Source organism: Bacillus sp. FSL P4-0334 (genome assembly GCF_038004825.1).
In the GTDB taxonomy this organism is placed as follows: Bacteria; Bacillota; Bacilli; order Bacillales; family Bacillaceae; genus Bacillus; species Bacillus velezensis.
Map to the genome: position 1 here is coordinate 93,142 of NZ_JBBORX010000001.1, position 21,465 is coordinate 114,606.

The window sequence follows — 21,465 nt, forward strand, 5'->3', positions numbered from 1 at the left end:
GGCGAACCTCCTGACAGCCTGATCGTTACCTGCGGCCATTTGATGTGTGCTGTTATTTTTTTTCATCTTTTTTCTCATCTTTCTTGTCGTTCTCTTTGTTATCTTTTGCTTTGTCTTGTTTGCTTTCATCCTGTCCGGCGGAAGCTTCGGCGGTGTCACCGTTTTCCTCCGCTTCTTTATGCTGCTCCTCCGCCTCTTTTTTTGCCTTCGCAAGCTCGCTTTCCACGGCGTCCAGTTCTTTCTGCTTTTCGTCGTCTTTCATACTGTCATCCGCTAATAATTGCTGTTTATATTTTGTAAGTCCGAGCCAGATGTACGGGTTGTACTCAAGATTGCGGCCGATTTTGATGGCTTCTTCATTCTCCCCTCTGCCGATATCAATCCAATAAAGAAAATGCTTCGGGTCTGATTGCAGCGTGACCAGATTCCCGATGTTTTTCCGCTGTTCTTCTCTCAGATTTTCAACTGCCACATAAGAGGAAGCAAGCTCATACTGCACAGATTCCGGGAGGCTTTCCGCATCGTATTTGGCGAGTGTGTCAATGACTTTGCTGTACTGCTGATTTAAAAAATAGCGGTTGCTTTCTGTAATTGCCTCTTGCTTCGGCTGGGCGAAAAACAGAACGTATAAGGAGTAAAGAAGTGTCGGCACAAGGAGGACGGCAAGCGCCAGACCGGCGTATCTTTGGATTTTCCATTTCTTTTTCGGCAGTTTTATGTATGTCTTGTCCCTTTCTTCGAGGGAATCAATTGCGGTTTGAATGGTTTCTTCCAGTTCTTCAATCGTCTCCGCCTCTAGCACGCTTTTCACCTCAGAAGAGAAGTGAAGCGTCTCCTTGTACTTCAAATATTCATCGAAGGTGTACGCCCCGTCAGCTGCAAGCGCCGCACAGGCTTTGAGCTCTTTTAACACCCTTTCTCTATCTTCCTCATAAGGCGGAAGGCTCTCCTTTACGCCGTAATGAAGAAAGTAAGGCGTCAGCGCTTTATCAAACACGATATTTTCAGGGGCGGCAATCAGATTGAGACGTTTCAGCTTATGCTGTTTCACGGCTTGGACGAGACGGTAGGCAAATTGCCACCTGCTTTTTTTATCTTTTCCTTTTATATAGCGGAAAGCCTGATAAGAAGAAGGAGGTTTGATTGTGATGGTTACTTCGTCTTCTGAAACTGAAACCTCTTTTTGAAAAAAAGGATCAGCATCTTTAATCACGTTTGCTTCCAGCCCGTCAAGAAGCTTGATTTTTTCCCGCTGGAAGGTGAACGTGAAGCCTGATTCGGTTTCTTCCCGGACGGCGTCTAATTCTGTTTCTAAATAAGATCTGTTATGACCTGTCATTCCACCATGTCCTTTCATAAAATTTCAAGGCGGTCTCCGTTCGTAATGCCGCAGTCAGATAGCTTTTGTTCTCCGGAAAAAACCGCTTCTTTATTGACCACTCTGATCCAATAGCCTTCACGCGGCGGAACGGATACATGCTGAGCCTGCCGGGCAATATCAATGACTTTTTTCACAGAATGGTAATCTGACAATCTGAGATCGAAGACGCTGCCGTTATAATGTGTTAAATCTATTGTAATATCGATATACATATTCATATCACCCTTACATAGAAAGAGCGCCGTCTTCTTGATTGAATCAGGCGCTCCGTTTCTTCATTCATCTTATTATCCGCGAATTTGGTTAGCGATATCTTGGTCAGTAGACTCAAGCGTATTTGCCGTTTGATCGAGCTGATGATTCACATCTTGAAGCAATTCAGACATTTTAATAAATGAAGGTTTCAGCTGCTCATATTGATCTGCAAATGCTTCACTTGAAGCACCTTCCCACATGCCTTTCAAATCAGAAATCATGCGGTTCAGGCGGTCAACCTGATTCATGACTTCCTGACTTTCAACGCCATATTGCTTAGCCATCGCTCTTAGCTCTTCGGGTGTGACACGAATTAATCCAGACATATTCCTTATACCCTCCTGTGTCATCAGCCTAAATATGGGCTAATTCACTTATTTTTTGAACGTCATTATTATAAAAACAACCATTCGGCACAGTCAAACAAATCTGTTTTAATTTTACAAAATGAGTCTTATGATATATTGGATTTTTCGTCACATTTACACATTTTGTAAATTCAGTAGTATGATTTTCTTATTATTTTCGTTTTCATCGAATGATCTTATTGTCCTAGTCCATTTCCCTGCAAAGATGCCTTTCAGTCTGAAAAGCAAGATGGTAAGATCAAGATATGAAGCTATGAAAAAGTAGGGATACAGATGACCAATCCAAAGGATCCATTTAAGTACAGTTTCGACAGGCTTGAAGATGTTGCCGACCATATCAGTGAAGTTCTTCAATGCCCCATTACAATAGAAGACGTTAATCATAAACTGCTTGCATACAGCACGCACAGCGATTGTACAGATCCGGCCCGGACGTCGACGATTATCGGGCGGAGGGTGCCGGAAAAAGTCATCAACAAACTCTGGAAAGACGGAACCATTCCGGCCCTTTTAAAAACGGACCAGCCGATCAAAGTGAAAGAAATTGACGAGGTGGGCCTGAGCAACCGCGTGGCGATTTCCATCTGGAAAAACAGTCAGGTTCTCGGATTTATTTGGGCGCTTGAGATCAAAAAAAAGCTCAATGACGAAGATCTGAAGACACTTCAGCTGGCAGCCAAAGCGGTGCGGAACAAGCTTTTGCACCTGCAGATCCGCAAAACGAAAATCGAAGAGCGGGGCCAGGAGTTTTTTTGGAAAATGCTGACCGGCCATATTTATCAGGAAGCCGAAATGGCCGAAGGGTTTCATAAGCTCGGAATGGCGCTGCCGTCCGTGTTCAGCGTCATGATCATCCGTTTACATGATGAGCTGACTGAAAAGACGGAACAGCAGCTGCAATATTTGCAGGAAACGACACAGCAGATTCATGTCATGCTGGCGACTGTTGATTCAAATGAATTAATCTTATTAGCCGCGCCGAAAACCGATCAGCCTTTTAAAGATGTAAAGCACTTCGCCCTTCATATTCAAAAACAGCTGAAGGAACGATATAAAATTGAGGATGCGTCGATTGCGGTCGGCGGTATTTACGAATCGATTTCTTATGTTTACCGCTCCTATCAGGAAGCGCTTTCCGTATTAAAAGCGAAAGAGCGGTTTGTGAGAGAAACCAAACACCTTTTCAGCTTTTCGGAACTCGGCATTTATCAGTACCTGGATGTGTTGGATGAAAAACGCAAGCACAGCGGCTATATGAACTATTCCCTCTCAAAGCTTGAGCAGTATGACAGGGAGCACCAAGCCGATATGGTAAAAACGCTCGAACATTTTATTGATGCCGACAGCAACGTTAACACCGCCGCTAAAGCGCTTAACATCCATGTCAATACATTGAATTACAGGCTGAAAAGAATCAGCCAGATCGCAGAAATCGACTTAAAAAATGTGAATGAAAAGTTTACGATTTACCTTGATATCAAACTTCGCAGCATGGGTTCGTGAAATTTCACAAATCCGTGTTTTTTTATTTTCTGTTTCAAACAAAGAATTTTCGCAAAAATCGCGCTACACTTGAAGCATCACACAAACATTGGGGGAAACAGACATGATTATCGGGGTTCCAAAGGAAATCAAAAACAATGAAAATCGAGTGGCATTAACACCTGGAGGCGTTTCACAGCTTATCGGAAACGGCCATCGGGTTCTTGTGGAATCCGGAGCGGGACTCGGAAGCGGCTTTACAAATGAAGATTATGTATCAGCAGGGGCGGAAATTCTGGAGGACAGAAAGCAAGTATGGGATGCGGAAATGGTCATGAAGGTAAAAGAACCGCTGGCTGAAGAGTATGCGTATTTCCGTCAAGGTCTGGTCTTATTCACTTACCTTCATTTAGCTGCAGAGCCGGAATTAGCTAAAGCGCTTACAGAAAAAGGCGTGACAGCTATCGCGTACGAAACGGTAACGGACGGACGTTCCCTTCCGCTGCTTACGCCGATGTCCGAAGTGGCCGGCAGAATGGCCGCGCAAATCGGGGCTCAGTTTCTTGAAAAACCAAAGGGCGGAAAAGGAATTTTATTAGCCGGCGTACCGGGTGTATCCCGCGGAAAAGTCACGATCATCGGAGGGGGCGGCGTCGGAACAAATGCCGCGAAAATGGCTGTCGGACTCGGTGCCGATGTGACAATGATCGATTTGAACGCAGACCGCCTGCGTCAGCTTGATGATATTTTCGGGCATCAGATTAAAACCTTGATGTCAAACCCTGTAAATATTGCAGATTCCGTCGCGGAAGCGGATCTTCTGATCTGCGCCGTGCTCATCCCGGGAGCCAAAGCGCCGACTCTCGTTACGGAAGAGATGGTTAAACAAATGAAACCGGGTTCCGTCATTGTTGATGTTGCCATCGATCAGGGCGGCATTGTGGAAACCGTTGATCATATTACAACCCACGATAATCCGACTTACGAAAAACACGGCGTCGTTCACTACGCTGTCGCCAATATGCCGGGCGCCGTACCGCGTACGTCTACGCTCGCATTAACGAATGTAACCGTTCCTTACGCGCTTCAAATCGCCAATAAAGGCGCGGCACAAGCCATTGCAGACAGCCCTGCGCTTAAAGCGGGCTTAAATACGGCTAACGGACATGTCACGTATGAAGCGGTAGCCAAAGACTTAGGCTATGACTACGTGCCTGCTGAAAAAGCAATGCAAGGTTCGGCTGCAAAAGCTTAATAGATATGAAGAGGACAGCCTGATCAGCGGGCTGTCCTTTTTTTCTTTCTCATCAAAGGAAAAACGGCCCCCTGTCTCGAATATCAATTCATATCCCGGAAGAAAAAGGAGGATTCATATGGCTGTTCAGCACTATGGTGTATTAAAAGGCACTGTGTCAGATATGAAAAGGGAAACAGATGATGATTCTCCGCATTTTCAAGTCGAGGTGCTAGGCGAGCCTGATACGCGCTATCGCTGTGCGATCAATGTCATGTCAAGTTCAAAAGAATCAGAGGTTCTGTATGCGGCACGCGATCATTTTGACGCAAGCGCGATCACCCTGCTGCCCAACATTCCGTATGGATACACCCCAATTGATGAAACCAGCCGTGAGCTGGCGCTGGATTATGTCCGCGGCGGATTGTTTGATCCCCGGAACATGGTGCCCCTCCCGCATGAAGTCACCGGTCCGGATAATGACTTAAATGACTTTATTGAGACGTACATGCAAAAAGCGAAATCAGAAAAAGCCACCGTCTATATTTACGGCTCTAAATTCGGGCCGGAGCCGGGCGCTGATAAGATTTTCGGGTTCAAGCCGACAAACGGCATGCATAATATTCATATGAATCAGGGAAACCCAATTGATACACGCTGGAAGAAGGATAACGGAACGTGGCACGACGGAGGTATTTTAATCCAGTTTGCAGACCAGTGGGCCGCGGTCTTTTTGGCTTTTCTGTCTCAGTCATGGTGCACGAATGAAGAAGGCCACCCTTATACATTTTGTGATCATACACAGCTTAACGGCTGATGTCCGCATAAAAAGCCTGCCGAAATAACGGCAGGCTTTTCTTATTACATTTTAGCGGCTTCGGCCTGTTTCAGGCTTTCCGGCCTCATATCACGCCAGTTTGTTTCAATATATTCGAGACAAACTGGGCGGGTTTCATTCGTGAGGCGTATTTCCCAGCCGCCCGGCACATCCAGATAGGCCGGCCACAGTGAGTACTGGCCTTCAGCATTGACGAGCACATGGTATGAGCCGTCTTCCCGTTCAAATGGATTTGTCATATCATCTCTTTCCTTTCTTTACCGGACTGTACGCCGTCCGTTTAATTTCTCTGCCAGAATCGCGCCGATGTCGGCAAGCGGGCCCGGCTGGCACATATCTTTATGGCGGCAGTCTAAGTCATACCGCTCAATTTTCCCCGTAATATACGGTTTCCAAGTATCCGGCTCAATCGGGTCAAACCACTCCGGAATAATCGTTGATCTGAAGAACAGCACATCTCCGTGGAACGGCTTCGGCTTGTATGTTCCTAACAGCCCGACAGAATTAATGTACGTGTCTTTCAGATTCATCATCACTGACTCGTCCAGGCTGGCTAATGCGCTTCCCTCACGGCGGAGAATGGTCAGCGCGGTGTCAAAATCAAGCGGCTGATCCCCGAGGCTGTCCGGGTCGTACCCTCCCAGGGCAAGCAGCGCGAGGACGGCTTCCTCGTCATCAGGCGCATTTTTTATCGGCAGAAAATGATTCGGATACGCGTCAAGCATCACCAATAGCGAAACCTCTTCACCCCGGCTCTGTAATTGTGTCGCCATGGCCTGAATGACATTCCCTCCGAGAGACCAGCCAAGCAGACGGTACGGCCCTTTCGGCTGCACGGTGCGGATTTTTTCAATATAATCCGCCGCCATGTCATCTAGGCTTTGCGGAAGCGATTCTTTTTTTCCGATGCCTCTCGCCTGTAAGCCGTATATCGGAAAATCAGCCTCTAAAGAAGACATCAGCCCGGCATAACACCAGCTGAGACCGCCGGCCGGATGGACACAGAACAACGGTGTTTCTTCTCCTGCCGTTCTGAGCGGAAGAAGAACATCAAGCGCGCTTGCGCCCGTTCCTGACTCAAGTCTTTCAGCAAGACTTGCCACCGTAGGAGCTTCAAATAGTGTTCCGATACTGAGCTCGGCTCCCATCGCTTCCCGAATACGGCTCATTAAATGAACCGCAAGCAAAGAATGGCCGCCTAAATCAAAGAATCTGTCATCAATACCGACACGCGGCAGATGAAGCACCTCTGCGAACAGCTCACACAGCATTTCTTCCTGCGGCGTTCTCGGTCCCCGGCCGGTGACCTCCGTTTGGAAGTCAGGCGCAGGGAGCGCTTTTCGGTCAAGCTTTCCATTCGGTGTCAGCGGCAGTTCATTCATTTGGACAAAAGCTGACGGAATCATGTAATCCGGCAGGCTTTCTTCGGCAAACCGACGCATGTCCCCCGTGTCCAAGGTGCTGCCGGCAGATCGGACAAGGTAGGCGGCCAGCCGTTTATCTCCCGGCCGGTCTTCACGGACGACTACGGCGGCATCCTCAACATCCGGATGTTTGACGAGAACCGCTTCGATTTCTCCCAATTCAATCCGGAAGCCGCGGATTTTAATCTGGTGGTCCGCCCTGCCCATATAATCAAGAGAACCGTCCGTCCGCAGACGGGCTAAATCCCCCGTCCGGTACATTCTCGTTCCCGGCAGGCCGTACGGATCAGCCACAAAGCGTTCGGCGGTCAGGCTTTGCCGCCCTAAGTAGCCGCGTGCCACGCCTCCTCCGGCCACATACATTTCGCCCGTGATGCCCGGGGGCACAGGCTCCAGCCGGTCATCAAGCACATATACGTTCAGATCAGGAATGCCGCAGCCGATGAGGCTGTTTGCTCTCAGCTCGGCAATGTTTTTGTCTAATTCAAGGTAACTGACGTGCACCGTCGTTTCCGTAATGCCGTACATATTCACGAGCACCGGCTGATTGTCTGCGTGGCGGCTGTACCAATCCTCAAGCCGGCTCAGCTCAAGCGCCTCGCCGCCGAAGATGATATATCTGAGTGCGAGCTGACGCCCCAGCTCTTTGTGTTCTTTTTCCGCATGCATCAGCTGGTAAAACGCTGACGGCGTTTGGTTAAGCACGGTTACCCGCTCTTTCACGAGGAGATGTAAAAACGCTTCCGGCGATCTGCTGATGTCATGCGGCACGACGACGAGACGTCCGCCGTGAAGCAACGGCCCCCACATTTCCCAGACAGAGAAATCGAAAGCGTAGGAGTGAAACATCGTCCATACATCATCAGAATGAAAGTGATACCAATGCCGCGTCGACTCAAACAGCCGGATAACATTGCTGTGCGGAATGATGACACCTTTCGGCACACCTGTTGATCCCGACGTGTAAATGACGTAGGCCGGGTGAAGCGGCGACAGCGGCCGAATCCGGTCAGCGTCCGCAGGGTTCTTGACGGCATATCGCTCAAGTGTTTCTTTATTCTGCGGGTCATCCAAGATGAAGGCCGGCATGCCGCTTTCGATAGAGAGCTTACTTGCGCCTTCACGGTTGGTGAGCATAAATACAGGCTTGGCATCATGTAACATAAAAGCAATGCGGTCCGCGGGATAATCAGGATCAAGCGGCAGATACGCTGCCCCCGTCTTCAGGACGGCTAACAGCCCGACAATCATATCTAAAGAACGCGGCAGCGCCAGTGCGACAAACTGCTCCGGGCCGACGCCGCGGGCAATCATCATGTGCGCGAGCTGATTGGCTCTTTCATTCAGCTCTTTATAAGTGAGTCCGCTCTCTTCAAAAACTGCCGCCGTTTCAACCGATTTTGCGGCGGCCTGTATTTCAAACAGTTCAGGCAGTGTCTGCCGAGGCTGAATATGCTGTTTTGCACGTTTAACCGGCAAAAGCTTCCGGCGCTCTTCATCAGAAAGAATGGTTAAGCTTCCGATCGGTTTATCCGGATGTGATGCGGCATCTTCGAGCAGAAGAAGCAGGCGTCCGGCAAGTGCTTCAGCCGTTTCTTTTCTAAATAAGTCCGTACTGAACTCCAGCAGGCCTTCAATACCGGCAGGCGTGCCGTCGTCATGGCGCTGTTCAGCCAATTCCAGCGTCAAATCAAATTTGGACGATCCGACACTGCTGATTTGCAGGCTTGTTTCCATCTCAGGAAGACTGAGTACAGGGTCAGGCGTATTTTGGAATGCGAGCATCACTTGGAACAGCGGATGTCTTGACCGGGAACGAACCGGATTCAATTCTTCCACGAGACGTTCAAACGGCACGTCCTGATGTTCATATGCTGCGAGATTCATTTCCCTGACCCTTTCAAGAAGCTCACAAAAGCTCGGATCGCCAGAGGTATCGGTTCTCAGTACGAGTGTATTAATGAACATACCCACAAGGTCTCCTAATGCGTCATCACTGCGGCCGGCTATCGGACTGCCGATCGGAATATCGGTCCCTGCACCGAGCCGGGTCAGTAACGCGGAAAGCCCTGATTGAAGCACCATAAACAGGCTTACGCGCTGATTTCTGGCAAGTGAGAGAAGACGGGCATGAAGCTCTTGGCCGATGTTGACCGGAATGACGCCGCCCCTGTAGCTTGATTCAGCGGGACGCGGAAAATCAGACGGCAGCTCCAGCTGATCCGGTACATTTTCAAGCGTTTTCTTCCAGAAATCAAGCTGGCGCGCAATTAAGCTCTCAGAATCAGACGCGCTGCCTAAAAGCTGCTGCTGCCAAAGCGCATAATCCGCATATTGAACCGCCAGCGGCGCCCATTCTGCTTTTTCACCTGTTTGCCGGGCGATATAGGCTATGGATAAGTCACGCATGAGCGGATTCAAGGACCAGCCGTCACCTGCGATGTGATGCAGGAGAACCATCAGCGTATACTCGCCGTCACCATGATCAAACAGCTCAGCCCGGACGGCCGGCTCTTTAGCGAGATCAAACCGATATCGTGCCGCAGCGGCAAGCATGTCTTGGAGCTCGTTTTTGTCTGCACGTGTCACTGTAAACACAGGGCGGGCTTCTTCAGCAGATAAAATGAGCTGATGAGATGATCCCTTATTTTCCGGAAAAACGGTGCGCAGGCTTTCATGACGGCTGACAACATCGTAAAAGGCGTGTTTCAGCGCTGATTGGTCAAGCTTGCCTGACATGCGGACAATCACCGGAATGTTGTAAGTCGGGCTTGGCCCTTCAAGACAGTAGAGAAACCATAGACGCAGCTGCGCAAATGACAGCGGGATGTGCTCCGGCCGGTCAAACGGCTTGAGCTTAGGCCGCGCACTCTTTGCGGTGTCAAGCTGTGCGGCGAGCCCGGCAACGGTCGGCGTATCAAACAGACGGCCGATGCCAAGCTCTGCGCCCATCGTCTCCCGGACCCGGCTCATCAGGCGTCCGGCTAAGAGCGAATGTCCGCCCAATTCAAAGAACCCGTCATCAATTCCGACCCGCGCGAGACCGAGAACCTCGGCAAACAGATCGCATAATATTTCTTCCTGCGGCGTCCGCGGCCCTCTGTCAGACAGGACAGCGGAAAAATCAGGTGCAGGCAGAGCGCTGCGATCGAGCTTCTTATTCGGTGTCAGCGGCAATTCTTCCAGCTGTACAAACGCGCCCGGCACCATATAATCCGGCAGGCTTTCGCCCATATATTCACGAAGTCTGCCGATATCAAGGGGCTGATCCGCGACAGCGTAAGCCGCCAGCCGCTTATCTCCGGGCTGGTCTTCACGGACAATGACGGCGGCCTGCGAAATACCCGGATATTTCGACAGCACTGACTCAATTTCTCCTAATTCTATCCGGAACCCGCGGATTTTAATTTGGTGATCGGCTCTGCTGATATAATCAAGCGAGCCGTCCTCACGCCAGCGCACGAGATCTCCCGTCCGGTACATCCTCGCGCCCGCGGACCCGTACGGATCGGCAATGAATCTTTCAGCTGTTAAATCAGGACGGTTATAATAACCTCTGGCAAGCCCCTCGCCCGCTATATAAAGCTCGCCCGCGATTCCCGGCGGGACGGGCTGCAATGCGGCGTCCAGCACATATACCCGCGTGTTCCAAATCGGCTTTCCGATCGGAGGCGCCCCTGTATGGTCTTTTGCAAGCGGCTGTGCGGCCGACCAGATTGTTGTTTCAGTCGGCCCGTACAGATTCGTCACCGTACAGCCTGATTCAAGCAGAGCATGCATAAGCGCGTTCGGAAGCGCCTCACCTCCGACAAGCACCTGCAGCGCCCGGAGAGAATCCGGTTCATTGGTGACTAATGAATGCCACAATGTCGGCGTTGCCTGCATGATTGAAATACCGTATGAGTGAATCATGTGCGCAAGCGCCCGCGGTTCCTGAATCGTCTCTTTACGTGCGATGACGCACCCCGCCCCGCTGATGAGCGGAAGGAAGAGCTCAAGTCCGGAAATATCAAACGCCGCAGTCGTAACGGCAAGCAGGCGGTCTTGTTCGCCGATCGTAAACATTTCCCGCATGGATAAGAGGAAATTGCTTACGCTTTTTAATGTGACGACTACGCCTTTCGGTTTGCCCGTTGAGCCCGATGTATAAATGATATAAGCGGGGTGCAAAGACGAACATTCCGCCTGAGCGGGACAGTCAGCATTTTGAGCGGCAACGGTTTTTACCGTATCCGGGTCATCGAGAATGATCCTTTTTGCATCACTGTCTTCCGGCATGCGGCCGGATAATTCCATCGTTGTAATCAGGCATGCAGGCTGTGCATCTTTGAGCATGTATGTGATCCGCTCAGAAGGAAAATCAGGATCAAGCGGCAGGTATGCGGCTCCCGTTTTCAAAACGGCCAGCATGCTCACGGCCAACTCCTGTGACCGCGGAAGCAGCAAAGCGGCAAATTGTTCCGGTCCGAGCCCCTTTTCCTTTAGCATGCCGGCAAGCTGGTTCGCGCGCTTGTTCAATTCGGCATAGCTGAGCTCTTCGTTTTCGGTGATGATTGCCGGCCGGTCCGGTGTTTTTACGGCCTGTTCGTAAAACAGCTCCGGCAGACTTTTCTGCTTCTCGGCCTTGCGCGTGTCATTCCAGCTTTCCAGTACGCGGCGACGTTCACTTTCAAGCAGAAGGTTGAGTGTGCCGATTTTTTGTGTCTGGTCTTTCACAGCGGATTCCAACAGAAGCAGGAATCGTTTTTGATGATTTTCAATATCTTCGGCGCTGTACACTTCCGGATTCGCATCAAAGTCCACACGCATTCCGCTTCCGTCCGCTCTGTCGTAAACGTTAATTGACAAGTCATCAACGGGCCCTGCTGATAAGTTATGGACGGTGCCTGGCGCTCCGGCGAAATCAAGCGCGTAGTCAAACGGCATCACATTGACTTGCGGGCCGAACAGCCTGCGATTTTCTCCGAGCAATTTAAGGTCGCGGCGCATGTCTTCATGGCGGTATTTCTGATGGCGCCGGATGTTTCGGATTTCTTTTGCCACTTGGCTGACGGCCTCATGAAAATTCATATCCGCGCGGAGAGAAAGCCGCAAAGGTAGAAGATTCACGACTATACTCGGAATATTCAGTGAAATCGAGCCGATCCGTCCCATCATCGGCAAACCGAGCACGATATCCCCTGCGTTTGTCATCCGATGGACATATACCGCCGCTGCGGCCGTGACGGCTTCATGCCAGTTCGGAATCGCTTTTACATGCTGTAAAGCCGTTTTAGAAAGATAAGCCGTGCTCCTGTGAAAGCTTGTTGACGTTCTCGGCGCTCTTTCTGCCAAACTGACGACATCAGGTTCATCCGCAAATTTCTCCATCCAAAATTCCCGATCTTTCAGGAATTGATCAGACGCGCGGTACTCTTGATCTTCTTTTACCAGATCCTCCAAAGAACCGAAGGAGCGCCCGTTATCCGGACGTCCTTCCCGTATTGCGGTGTACATTTGCGCCGTACGCCGTGCCAGCAGTGAAAAACCGTAGCCGTCTATCGCTATGTGGTGAATGCGCTGATACCAGAAAAAGCGTTCCGGTCCCGCCTGAAATAAAATGTCGCGGAACAAAGGCCCGGCCGCCATATCAACGGGCTCAGCCAAATCTGTCTGCATGAGTCTGAGTGCGGCCTGCTTCGGATCAGCTTCTGAACTCACATCTATGACATCGATCGCAGCTTCAAATGGAGGATTGATGATCTGCTTCGGCCCGTCTGCTCCCTCCTCGAAGCGGGCGTGTAATGACGCGGCTTCCGTCAGCACGCGTTCGAGAGCGGTTTTAAATATGTTCACATCGATCGCGCCGTTTATCTCAACGTACTCGCCTGTATTGTAAATCGGATTATCAGGATCAAGCTGCTGCGCAAACCAGATACCGGCCTGTGCGCCTGTCAGAGGCAGCTGTCGTGTATCATGCATTCTATTCTCTCCCTTTATAAATAATCTGCGTTCGGCAAGACTTTTTGAGATCGGGAAGAAAGAAGTCTCCACCACTCTTCCAGCGTCGGGTTCTCCGCCAGTTCCACAAACGTCACTTCAGCTCCGTCACGGCGCCATTGTTCGACAAGGCTCATGATTCTGACGGAGTCAAGACCTCTGTCCAGCAGGTCTTCATGATCCGGAATATCAGACGGTGATTCTTGAAGAATCGCCGCAATTTGTTCCCGCACCCGGTCTTTTGTCAATACGGCGGAAGCCTTCTTTTCTCCTTCAGAAACCGGTGCGCCGCCCAGCAGCTCCAGCACTTCGTTTGTCAAAGCTGTGTAAGCGCAGCGCTGAGACGCATATTCGATGGCCATCTTATGTTTTTCTGAAGAAAAATCAGCAACGGCGTCTCCGATAAAGAAGCTTTGGATATCATCCATAAATGCTTCACAGGCTGTGACGAGACAGCCGATGTGTGCATAAATTCCCGTAATCATGAGCTGGTCTCTGCCGCTTTCACGCATGATCTCAAGGAGATTTGTCCGTTTAAACGCGCTGTATCTCCACTTTGTGAGGACAATGTCCTGATCATCCGGGGCAAGCTCCGGAATGACCTTTTCTTCATAAGGCCCGCTTTTTAGCCCCGGCCCCCAAAAATCCGTCAGCAGTGCACGGTCCGCCGGGTCTTGGCTGCCCGGCTGTGCGGTATACACCACCGGAATGCCAAGTGCTTTGCATTGCTCTTTTATTTTTTTGATATTCTGAGACGCCTCTGTGATCGGAGCTTCACCTTTCGCAAAAGCATCGACGAAATAATTCTGCATGTCATGGATCAGAAGCACCGCGCGTTTCGGATTCAGCGTCCACGATACTTTATTTTCAGGCATATCTGACGCTGTCGGCAGCGCATATGCGGGAATAGACGGTATAGCCAATGTAAACACTTCCTTTTTTAAGATTGTTTGATTTCAGCCGGCTTTACTTTTTGGGCGATCGTTTCGCGAAGATCCTTTTTACTGACCTTGCCGACGCCGGTTTTCGGGAAAGAAGCGATAAATTCAATCCGGTCGGGGATTTTATATGCCGCCAGTCCGCGCTCACGCAAAAATGCTTTCAGCTCTCCCGGTTTCGGCGCTTCTCCTTTCGGGATGACGAACACACAGGATCGCTCCCCGAGAAAATCGTCCGGCATTGAAACCATGGCCGCATCATGAACGGCAGGATGCGCAAGAAGGTGATTTTCCACCTCCTCAGCGGCTATTTTTTCACCGCCCCGGTTGATTTGATCTTTCGCACGTCCTTCGACGATGATATAGCCGTCCGCCGTCAGTTTGACGATATCGCCGGTCTGATAAAATCCGTCGGCTGTGAATGATCTTTCATTATGTTCAGGCGCTTTATAATATCCGCGAATCGTGTAAGGGCCGCGTGTAAACAAATGTCCCGCTTCACCGGGGGCGACATCCCGCCCGTCATCGTCTAAAACCCTTACCTCATCAAAAGGGGACATCGGTCTGCCTTGCGTATTGACAATGATCTCTTCAGGATCATCCAGTCTCGTATAATTCACCAATCCTTCCGCCATTCCGAAAACCTGCTGAAGGGTGCATCCGAAAGCGCTCTTTACGCGGCGGGCCGCCTCAGCGCTGAATTTGGCGCCTCCCACCTGCAGCACTTGAAGGCTTGATAAATCATCACTTCGCGAACCGGATGCGTCCATCCACACCATCGCAAGCGGCGGGACGAGCGCTGTAATCGTGACACGTTCTTTTTCAATTAACGGGAAGCAGTCATCCGGGCTCGGCGTCGGTGACAGAACAACCCGGCCTCCGGCATATAAAGTTCCCAGCACACCTGGCGAGCTGAGCGGATAATTATGCGCTGTCGGCAGAGCGGCCAAATAAACGCTGTGATGATCCAAGCCGCATATTTCCGCACTGATGCGCAAACTGTATATGTAATCGTCGTGTGTTCGCGGAATCAGCTTGGACAGCCCCGTACTGCCTCCTGAAAGCTGTAAAAAGGCGACTTCCGCCGGGCTTACATCTTCCAGCTGAACAGGCTCTCTATGCAGGCTGCTCAGTTCCTGAAACTCTTCAGCTTCGCCGGCCACAATGACATGCGCCAAATCCGGAAGTTTGTCTTTCACCTGTCTGGCAAGCGCCCTGTAATCAAAACCTGAATGCATATCAGGAATGATGTATGCTTTCGCCTCTGCAAACTCACAGAAATACGTAATCTCACTGCTTCTATGAGAAGGCAGCGCGAAAACGGGCAGCGCTCCGAGCCGGAACAGCGCGAAAATCACTTCAAAAAACTCAGCGATATTCGGCAGCTGAACGACAACGCGGTCTTCCTTTTGAATTCCGAGCTTATGCAGCCCCGCCGCTAAACGATCTGCCCTTTCATCTAATTCTTTGTAGGTCCAATGTACATCTTTACACGTCACGGCAGTTTGATTTCCGTATAAAGCCGCGCGCTCTTTCAGCATTCCTCCGAACGTCTCACCCTTCCAGCAGCCGCCTTTTCGGTATTTGTCAGCCCATTCTTCCGGCCATGGCGTAAATCCAGTCAGCACGATCCGTTCCCTCCTTTTTTACAACTCATCTTGGTAAAGCCCCATCGCCCGGAGCATGGTGCGGAATTTGGCCGAGGTCTCGTCCAGTTCATCCTGCGGCTTTGATCCGGCGACAATCCCGGCACCCGCAAAGAGCCGGAGAGACCTTGTTTCCGCTTCGGCGCAGCGGAGTGCGATAATCCATTCTCCGTCACCCTCACCATCACACCAGCCCGCCATTCCCGTGTAGAAATTGCGGTCAAACGGCTCAATATCCTGAATCGCTTCTCTCGCCGCATTTGTCGGTGTTCCGCATACCGCGGGCGTCGGATGCAGGGCGATGGCCAGCTCAAGTGATGTCGTTGACGGATCACGCAGCTCTCCCTTTACCTCGGTGGACAGGTGCCACATCGCCTCAGTTTTAATGAGTGACGGTTTTTCCGGCACATCAAGCACACGGCAGAACGGTTTAAGGGCGGCAGCCACGGCGGCCACGACTACGGCATGTTCATGCAGATCTTTTGCTGATTGCAGCAGTTCTTCCGCTCTTCTCTGATCCTCGGCGGGATCTGTGCTGCGAGGTCTGGAGCCTGCCAGCGGATTGGACAGAATCGATGTCCCGTTTTTGGACAGCAGCAGTTCAGGACTTGCGCCGAAAAGCGTTTTTCTTGTTTCTGACGTTCCCGTCACATCCGCAGCGAATGTATAGCCGCGCGGGTTGTGCTGCGCCAAATGCTTGACGGCCTGTGGAATGTCGATATCCTTTTCAGCGGTCAGATGAAGCGTCCTTGACAGCACGATTTTGCTGAGCGGACCGTCCGTAATGCTGAATACGCCTTGTTCCACACCGCTCATAAAGCCCTCAGGCTCCGGAACGGGACGGATGTCATATGTATTGGATTGCGGCTTTTCTGCGGAAGATTCCGCAAACGAAAGCGGGCCTGCCGTATGGACATTCTTCGGTACAAAAAGCCGGGAAGCTTTTCTGCCGTCAAAAGGAATGGCGCCGGCCGCAATCGGATGTTTGATGCCGGCTTGCTTTGCCTCAAGAAGCGTCTGTCTCACGCGTTCAGGCAGTGAATCCAGCTGATTTTCCGCGTCTGTATCAGGCACTTCCGCAAACATTCCTTCCGCAAGCATCGTACTTTTCGGGGAAGCTAAAAAGAACGCCCCGGGCTTGTAAGCGTCCAGCACCTCTTTTGCAGACACTTCCGCCAATAAATGTTGATTTGTCATGTTTGTCCCTCCTTCTCGTTACATCAAACGCCTAAAGTAGCGCCGCCATCAACGCATAAATCATGCATCGTAATATGGTTTGCCTGTTCAGAAGCCAGAAACAAAACGGCATTTGCAATATCAGAAGGCTTCGCCAGCTTTTGAAGCGGAATTCCCGTTTTATATGTATCAAGCGAACCTCTGATGACGTCCCGGGCTCCGTTCTCGTCCTGCCACAGCGCCCGCTGCATGTCGGTTTCCGTTGAACCCGGAGATACGATGTTGCAGCGGATATGATGGGCCGCAAGCTCCAGTCCGAGGCATTTCGTAAACATGACGGCAGCCGCTTTTGACGCCGCATAAGCCGCCATGGAAGCACGCGGAACGCCGGCTGCATTCGAACCGACCGTAACGATGGCGCCCTTTTTCCGCTCAATCATGTACCGGCTTACAGCCCGCGACACATGAAATACGCCGGTCGAATTAACTGAAAATGTTTGATCCCAATCTTCATCACTGAGGGATTGCACCGGACCCGGCCGCAGCACGCCCGCAACGTTCGCCAATATTTCAATAGGCCCCATGTCGCGTTCAACGGCGGCGATGATATCATCGACAGCCGCACTGTCAGATACATCTGCGGCAAACCCCTGCGCCTGCACGCCTTTTTGCCGAAGTCTGTCAGTAAGCCCGAGAAGCAGGTCTTCATTTGTATCTATAGCTGCCACATTTACGCCTTGTTCAGCAAGGGCAAGCGCTGTTGCTTCTCCGATGCCTTGAGCGGCGCCGGTGACAACGGCCGTTTTCCCTTTCATTCCCAATGCGTCCATATTATCATTCCCCTTCTATATTGATAATGATTATCATTATCAACTATGATTCAAGACAATCATATCCAAATCAAAACACGCAGTCAATTAGAAAATTAGAATCAGCCGCATTTAGTTCGAAGGGCCTGTTTTTTCTCATGCGGGAGAATACGGGGTATGCGGTCCTCCCGGATTCAGGCAGAAACGCAGGGCCCTGCTGATTAAAACGGGCAGGACAGAAATATGGCCCTCTCCTTCAAACTCGCTGTATTCAGCACGGACTCCATCATCTTCAAATCCGGATAATAAAGAGTACAGCGCCTCTGCGTGCTGCGGGATTCTGCTTTTATGTGTTTTTTCAATTTCTCCCGCAGCCAGCAATACGCTGACTTGAAGATTTTCCGCAGAGAGCCGGTCTGACAAACGCTCCGCTTTTTCCTGAATAAAACGCTTGTTCCAGTGAATTGACGGACTCCCGGCAACATAGGTCTGGAACATGTCCGGCCTCGTCAAAAGCACTTGCAGCACAAAAAGACCGCCCAGCGAATGGCCGAAAATCGTCTGCCTGCCTCTGTCGATCGGATAATCCCGCTCCATCGCGGGCTTTACTTCTTCTTCTATAAAACTCAGAAACGCTTCCGCCCCTCCCTGTTCGGGCCATGCCGCGCCGCGCGGGTGCACCGGCAGTTCTGATTCAGAAAGCGGCATCGTAAAATCACTGTGACGTTCGGCGGAAAACGGCTGATCTGTCGGGTAGCCGATTCCGACAATCACCGCCGGAACAACGCCTGTTTTTTCAGGCCGTCGGCTTTGCACCCGCAAAGCTTCGGCCATTGTGCCGAATACGGAATTCGCATCGAGCAGGTATATGACGGGGAAGCCGGATGCAGGCGGTTCTTCCTGAGGAAAAGAGACAAAGATACGATACGTACGGCCTCCTTTTGAGCGCATTTCTCTTACTTCTGTGCCCGGAACCGCGTATCGGCCGGCCGGCGCGAAACCCCGCTTTATTTGTTTTCCGTCCATTATGTGTTCATCCCCTTTGCGGCAATTGCTTTATCTATGCTTATTGATAATGATTTTCAATATCAAAAGACACCTCAAATAATAGGTTTTTTGCCAAACAAAGTCAATGGATTTTTGATATAAAAAAAGCACCTTATTTCAATAAGGTACCTAAGAACTATATAGTGATAGGGGCTTAATCCCATGTAAAGCGCTCATTCTTCCATGGATCTCCCCTCATATGGTAGCCGTTTTTCTCCCAAAAGCCGGGGTGGTTTTCCTTTGTGAACTGAATGCCGCGCAGCCATTTTGCGCTTTTCCAAAAATAAAGATGGGGGAAAACGCCTCTGAGCGGATAGCCGTGCTCTGGCGTTAACGGCTCGCCGTTATGCGCATATGCCAGCAGGGATGTTTCCCGCGCAAAATCAGAAAGCGGCAGGTTGGCCGTCCAGCCCTCTTCAGCGTGCAGAATGACGAATCCTGCTTCTTTGTGCACGCCCGCTTTCTCAGCGATGTCTTTGGCGCGTATTCCCTGCCAGATATTATCAAGACGGGACCAGCCCGTAACGCAATGAATATCATTTTTCACTTCGGCTTCAGGAAAGGCTTTGATATCTTCAAAGCTTAACAGCATAGGACGGTCAACAAGTCCGTACACTTGCAGATTCCATTTTGACATATCTTCATAATAAGGAACATTTCCGGCGTGAAGCACGGGAAACTTCGTTGTGACATTTTGGTTTGGCGGAATCCGTTCCGACTGTTTTGTTTGTTTCGTTTTCCCGAAAAACATATGGCTCCCTCCATTTAGTAAACCTGTATTAAATCTTTGTTGACAATCAATCACCCTTCGATTACGCTAATCTGGTACAAGTGTAAGGGGGAAAAACAAATGAAACAACGCAACCTTCGCGCGGGCGATATGGCGCTTATCGGCATGTTTGCCGCACTGATGGCCGTCGGCGCCAACATTACATCAATGGCTCCTTTTTTGCAAGTTGCGGGAATTCCGTTATCGCTGCAGCCTTTCTTTTGTCTGTTAGCCGCGATGCTTCTCGGCGCCAGACGGGCAGCCATTGCAATGACGGTATACGCATTGGCCGGACTCGCGGGGGCGCCTGTTTTCGCTCAATTCTCAGCAGGCTTTGCGCCGTTTATCGGAAAGAGCGGCGGATTTATTCTCGCTTATATCCCGGCGGCATTTGCAGCCGGATGGCTGCTGGAAAAAACAAAAAAACCCGGCCGCCTGCATTATGCATGGGCCTCTTTGATCGGTACCGCCGTCATTTATATCATTGGCACGACCTATACGTATATTGCGCTGAAATTATGGCTCTATGCTCCGATCAGCTACGGAATGGCCTGGTTTTACATGATATGGTTTTTCATAAAAGATATCATTTTAGCACTGTTATTGGCATCTATCGCGCCTGCCGTTTACAGGTCTATTCATAAAGCGACGGGGTTCAGCAGAAATCCGGCGTAAGATGTTCTCATCATAAAAAAGGCTCCCCTTCCCGGGAGCCTTTTTTTACAGAACAAGCGCGGCAATCCAGCCGAATATCACAAGCGGGATGTTATAGAAAATAAATGTCGGTACGCACGTATCCCAAATGTGGTGGTGCTGTCCGTCGGCGCTGAGGCCTGACGTCGGCCCGAGCGTACTGTCACTTGCAGGAGAACCCGCATCACCGACCGCGGCGGCCGCTCCGATTACGGCAATCGTCGCCATCGGACTGAATCCGAGCTGAGCGCACAGCGGGACAAATATGGTCGTAATGACGGGTACGGTTGCAAATGATGATCCGATTCCCATCGTGATTAATAAACCGACCACCAGCATCAGGAGCGCGCCTAATGATTGGCTGTGGCCGATAAAGCCTGTTGATGCTTTGACCAAGGAAGCCACATCACCCGTTTTATTCAATACATTTGAAAAACCGGCCGCAACAAGCATGACAAACCCGATAAAAGCCATCAGAATCATGCCGTCCGTGATCAGCTTATCCGCTTCATTGCGCTTCATGACTCCGCTGATAAACAGCGTAAACAAGCCGGCAAGCGCACCCATGATCATACCTTCCACTCCGAGCACTTGTGACAGATAGAGCTGAACGGCAAGCGACACGGCAATGGAGATCAAGGCGATGGCAATGCTTTTTTTCGTATAAGGAGAAGACGATAGTCCGGCAATCTCCTTCGTCTCATATTTCTTCGGTTTCCGGAAGACGATGACGGCTAAAATTAAACCGACTACCATCCCGGCCGTCGGAATGATTAAAGCATACGGGATATCACTGAGCGGCACCTTTAAACCGGCTGACGCCATATTATCTCTCAGCATCCCCTGGAAAATCTGTCCGAATCCGACAGGCAGAACGATATAAGGCGCAGTCAGTCCGAATGTCATCACACACGCGATCAGTCTGCGGTCTATTTCAAGTTCGTTAAATATTTTTAAAAGCGGCGGAATCAATACAGGAATAAACGCAATGTGAACGGGCACCACGTTTTGCGAGAAACAGGATATGATTAAAATAATCAGTACGATTAACACTTTTGACAGTGCTTTTTTCCGCGAATCTTCCTTTTTTCCGATTAGTTTGACAGACGCTTCCACCATTGCATCGGGAAGCCCCGTCTTTGTCAGCGCCGCGGCAAATGCTCCGAGCAGCGCGTAGCTGACCGCGACGGTGGCATTTCCGCCGAGACCGTCCGTAAAAGCCTTCACCGTCTCTCCGAGGCCTAAGCCGCCGGTCAGCCCGCCGGCAAGCGCGCCGATCATTAAAGCTATAATAATATTGACACGCAGCAGGCTTAAGACGAGCATAAGCAATACTGCGACAACAACAGCATTCATTGATGAGTCCCTCCAAAAATCCTTTAGTTTGCTAATGTAGTAGATAATTAAAGTTACCATATATTCTGCG

At 50.5% G+C, this 21,465-nt stretch carries 16 protein-coding genes; 4 read left to right on the top strand and 12 right to left on the bottom strand.

The window, feature by feature from the left end; genetic code table 11:
* Positions 1-52: 52 nt before the first annotated feature.
* From essB to NSQ37_RS00490, 3 genes are all read right to left on the bottom strand, one after another.
* On the bottom strand, positions 53-1,339 hold the full coding sequence (gene essB, locus NSQ37_RS00480; RefSeq protein ID WP_015240490.1) for a type VII secretion protein EssB: 1,287 nt from the start codon (positions 1,337-1,339) through the stop codon (positions 53-55).
* A 14-nt stretch (positions 1,340-1,353) separates the two neighbouring features.
* A complete protein-coding gene (locus tag NSQ37_RS00485; protein ID WP_007408690.1) occupies positions 1,354-1,593 on the bottom strand; it encodes an EsaB/YukD family protein in 240 nt (79 codons plus the stop codon).
* Between the two features lie 75 nt (positions 1,594-1,668).
* Positions 1,669-1,962 carry a WXG100 family type VII secretion target gene (locus NSQ37_RS00490; RefSeq protein WP_003152013.1) on the bottom strand — a complete coding sequence of 98 codons (294 nt, stop codon included), beginning with the start codon at positions 1,960-1,962 and terminating at the stop codon, positions 1,669-1,671.
* 315 nt (positions 1,963-2,277) lie between these two features.
* Here NSQ37_RS00490 and NSQ37_RS00495 point away from each other — a divergent pair, with 315 nt between their 5' ends.
* The 3 genes from NSQ37_RS00495 (at position 2,278) to NSQ37_RS00505 (ending at position 5,537) form a co-directional block, all read left to right on the top strand.
* Positions 2,278-3,507, top strand: coding sequence for a PucR family transcriptional regulator (locus NSQ37_RS00495; protein WP_007408691.1), 1,230 nt, complete (start codon positions 2,278-2,280; stop codon positions 3,505-3,507).
* A 103-nt stretch (positions 3,508-3,610) separates the two neighbouring features.
* A complete protein-coding gene (ald, locus tag NSQ37_RS00500) occupies positions 3,611-4,741 on the top strand; it encodes an alanine dehydrogenase (protein ID WP_003152011.1) in 1,131 nt (376 codons plus the stop codon).
* A 118-nt stretch (positions 4,742-4,859) separates the two neighbouring features.
* The gene (locus tag NSQ37_RS00505) at positions 4,860-5,537 is read left to right on the top strand and encodes a YukJ family protein (protein ID WP_007613467.1); all 678 of its coding nucleotides are present in this window, start codon (positions 4,860-4,862) and stop codon (positions 5,535-5,537) included.
* A 44-nt stretch (positions 5,538-5,581) separates the two neighbouring features.
* Here NSQ37_RS00505 and NSQ37_RS00510 read toward each other — a convergent pair whose 3' ends face one another.
* The 8 genes from NSQ37_RS00510 to NSQ37_RS00545 form a co-directional block, all read right to left on the bottom strand.
* On the bottom strand, positions 5,582-5,797 hold the full coding sequence (locus NSQ37_RS00510; RefSeq protein ID WP_025285196.1) for an MbtH family protein: 216 nt from the start codon (positions 5,795-5,797) through the stop codon (positions 5,582-5,584).
* A gap of 18 nt (positions 5,798-5,815) precedes the next feature.
* Positions 5,816-12,943, bottom strand: coding sequence for an amino acid adenylation domain-containing protein (locus tag NSQ37_RS00515; protein WP_341123044.1), 7,128 nt, complete (start codon positions 12,941-12,943; stop codon positions 5,816-5,818).
* Positions 12,944-12,957: 14 nt separating this feature from the next.
* Complete coding sequence (locus NSQ37_RS00520) at positions 12,958-13,884, bottom strand: isochorismatase (RefSeq protein WP_032867164.1); 927 nt, start codon at positions 13,882-13,884, stop codon at positions 12,958-12,960.
* Positions 13,885-13,901: 17 nt separating this feature from the next.
* The gene (locus NSQ37_RS00525; protein ID WP_032867162.1) at positions 13,902-15,527 is read right to left on the bottom strand and encodes a (2,3-dihydroxybenzoyl)adenylate synthase; all 1,626 of its coding nucleotides are present in this window, start codon (positions 15,525-15,527) and stop codon (positions 13,902-13,904) included.
* Positions 15,528-15,545: 18 nt separating this feature from the next.
* Positions 15,546-16,742, bottom strand: coding sequence for an isochorismate synthase DhbC (gene dhbC / locus NSQ37_RS00530; RefSeq protein WP_032867158.1), 1,197 nt, complete (start codon positions 16,740-16,742; stop codon positions 15,546-15,548).
* A 23-nt stretch (positions 16,743-16,765) separates the two neighbouring features.
* Complete coding sequence (locus NSQ37_RS00535; RefSeq protein WP_015240494.1) at positions 16,766-17,551, bottom strand: 2,3-dihydro-2,3-dihydroxybenzoate dehydrogenase; 786 nt, start codon at positions 17,549-17,551, stop codon at positions 16,766-16,768.
* A 135-nt stretch (positions 17,552-17,686) separates the two neighbouring features.
* Positions 17,687-18,556, bottom strand: coding sequence for an alpha/beta hydrolase (locus NSQ37_RS00540; RefSeq protein ID WP_012118332.1), 870 nt, complete (start codon positions 18,554-18,556; stop codon positions 17,687-17,689).
* Positions 18,557-18,731: 175 nt separating this feature from the next.
* Entirely contained in the window at positions 18,732-19,328 is a 597-nt protein-coding gene (locus NSQ37_RS00545) for a sulfite oxidase-like oxidoreductase (protein WP_020956283.1), read from the bottom strand.
* Between the two features lie 99 nt (positions 19,329-19,427).
* On the opposite strand from NSQ37_RS00545, the gene NSQ37_RS00550 reads away from it, so the two are divergent.
* Entirely contained in the window at positions 19,428-20,021 is a 594-nt protein-coding gene (locus tag NSQ37_RS00550) for a biotin transporter BioY (RefSeq protein ID WP_341123046.1), read from the top strand.
* A 45-nt stretch (positions 20,022-20,066) separates the two neighbouring features.
* Here NSQ37_RS00550 and NSQ37_RS00555 read toward each other — a convergent pair whose 3' ends face one another.
* Positions 20,067-21,395: a Na+/H+ antiporter NhaC family protein gene (locus tag NSQ37_RS00555; RefSeq protein ID WP_025285203.1), complete on the bottom strand. Its 1,329-nt coding sequence runs from the start codon at positions 21,393-21,395 to the stop codon at positions 20,067-20,069.
* Between the last annotated feature and the right edge of the window lie 70 nt (positions 21,396-21,465).

Bases quoted from the DNA above. Each gene is read 5' to 3' on its own strand.
- NSQ37_RS00495 (WP_007408691.1), top strand. From the start codon at position 2,278: ATGACCAATCCAAAGGATCCATTTAAGTACAGTTTCGACAGGCTTGAA.
- NSQ37_RS00515 (WP_341123044.1), bottom strand. From the start codon at position 12,943: ATGCATGATACACGACAGCTGCCTCTGACAGGCGCACAGGCCGGTATC.
- NSQ37_RS00535 (WP_015240494.1), bottom strand. From the start codon at position 17,551: ATGGACGCATTGGGAATGAAAGGGAAAACGGCCGTTGTCACCGGCGCC.
- NSQ37_RS00485 (WP_007408690.1), bottom strand. From the start codon at position 1,593: ATGTATATCGATATTACAATAGATTTAACACATTATAACGGCAGCGTC.
- NSQ37_RS00545 (WP_020956283.1), bottom strand. From the start codon at position 19,328: ATGTTTTTCGGGAAAACGAAACAAACAAAACAGTCGGAACGGATTCCG.
- NSQ37_RS00505 (WP_007613467.1), top strand. From the start codon at position 4,860: ATGGCTGTTCAGCACTATGGTGTATTAAAAGGCACTGTGTCAGATATG.
- ald (WP_003152011.1), top strand. From the start codon at position 3,611: ATGATTATCGGGGTTCCAAAGGAAATCAAAAACAATGAAAATCGAGTG.
- NSQ37_RS00490 (WP_003152013.1), bottom strand. From the start codon at position 1,962: ATGTCTGGATTAATTCGTGTCACACCCGAAGAGCTAAGAGCGATGGCT.
- dhbC (WP_032867158.1), bottom strand. From the start codon at position 16,742: ATGACAAATCAACATTTATTGGCGGAAGTGTCTGCAAAAGAGGTGCTG.
- NSQ37_RS00540 (WP_012118332.1), bottom strand. From the start codon at position 18,556: ATGGACGGAAAACAAATAAAGCGGGGTTTCGCGCCGGCCGGCCGATAC.
- NSQ37_RS00550 (WP_341123046.1), top strand. From the start codon at position 19,428: ATGAAACAACGCAACCTTCGCGCGGGCGATATGGCGCTTATCGGCATG.
- essB (WP_015240490.1), bottom strand. From the start codon at position 1,339: ATGACAGGTCATAACAGATCTTATTTAGAAACAGAATTAGACGCCGTC.
- NSQ37_RS00510 (WP_025285196.1), bottom strand. From the start codon at position 5,797: ATGACAAATCCATTTGAACGGGAAGACGGCTCATACCATGTGCTCGTC.
- NSQ37_RS00555 (WP_025285203.1), bottom strand. From the start codon at position 21,395: ATGAATGCTGTTGTTGTCGCAGTATTGCTTATGCTCGTCTTAAGCCTG.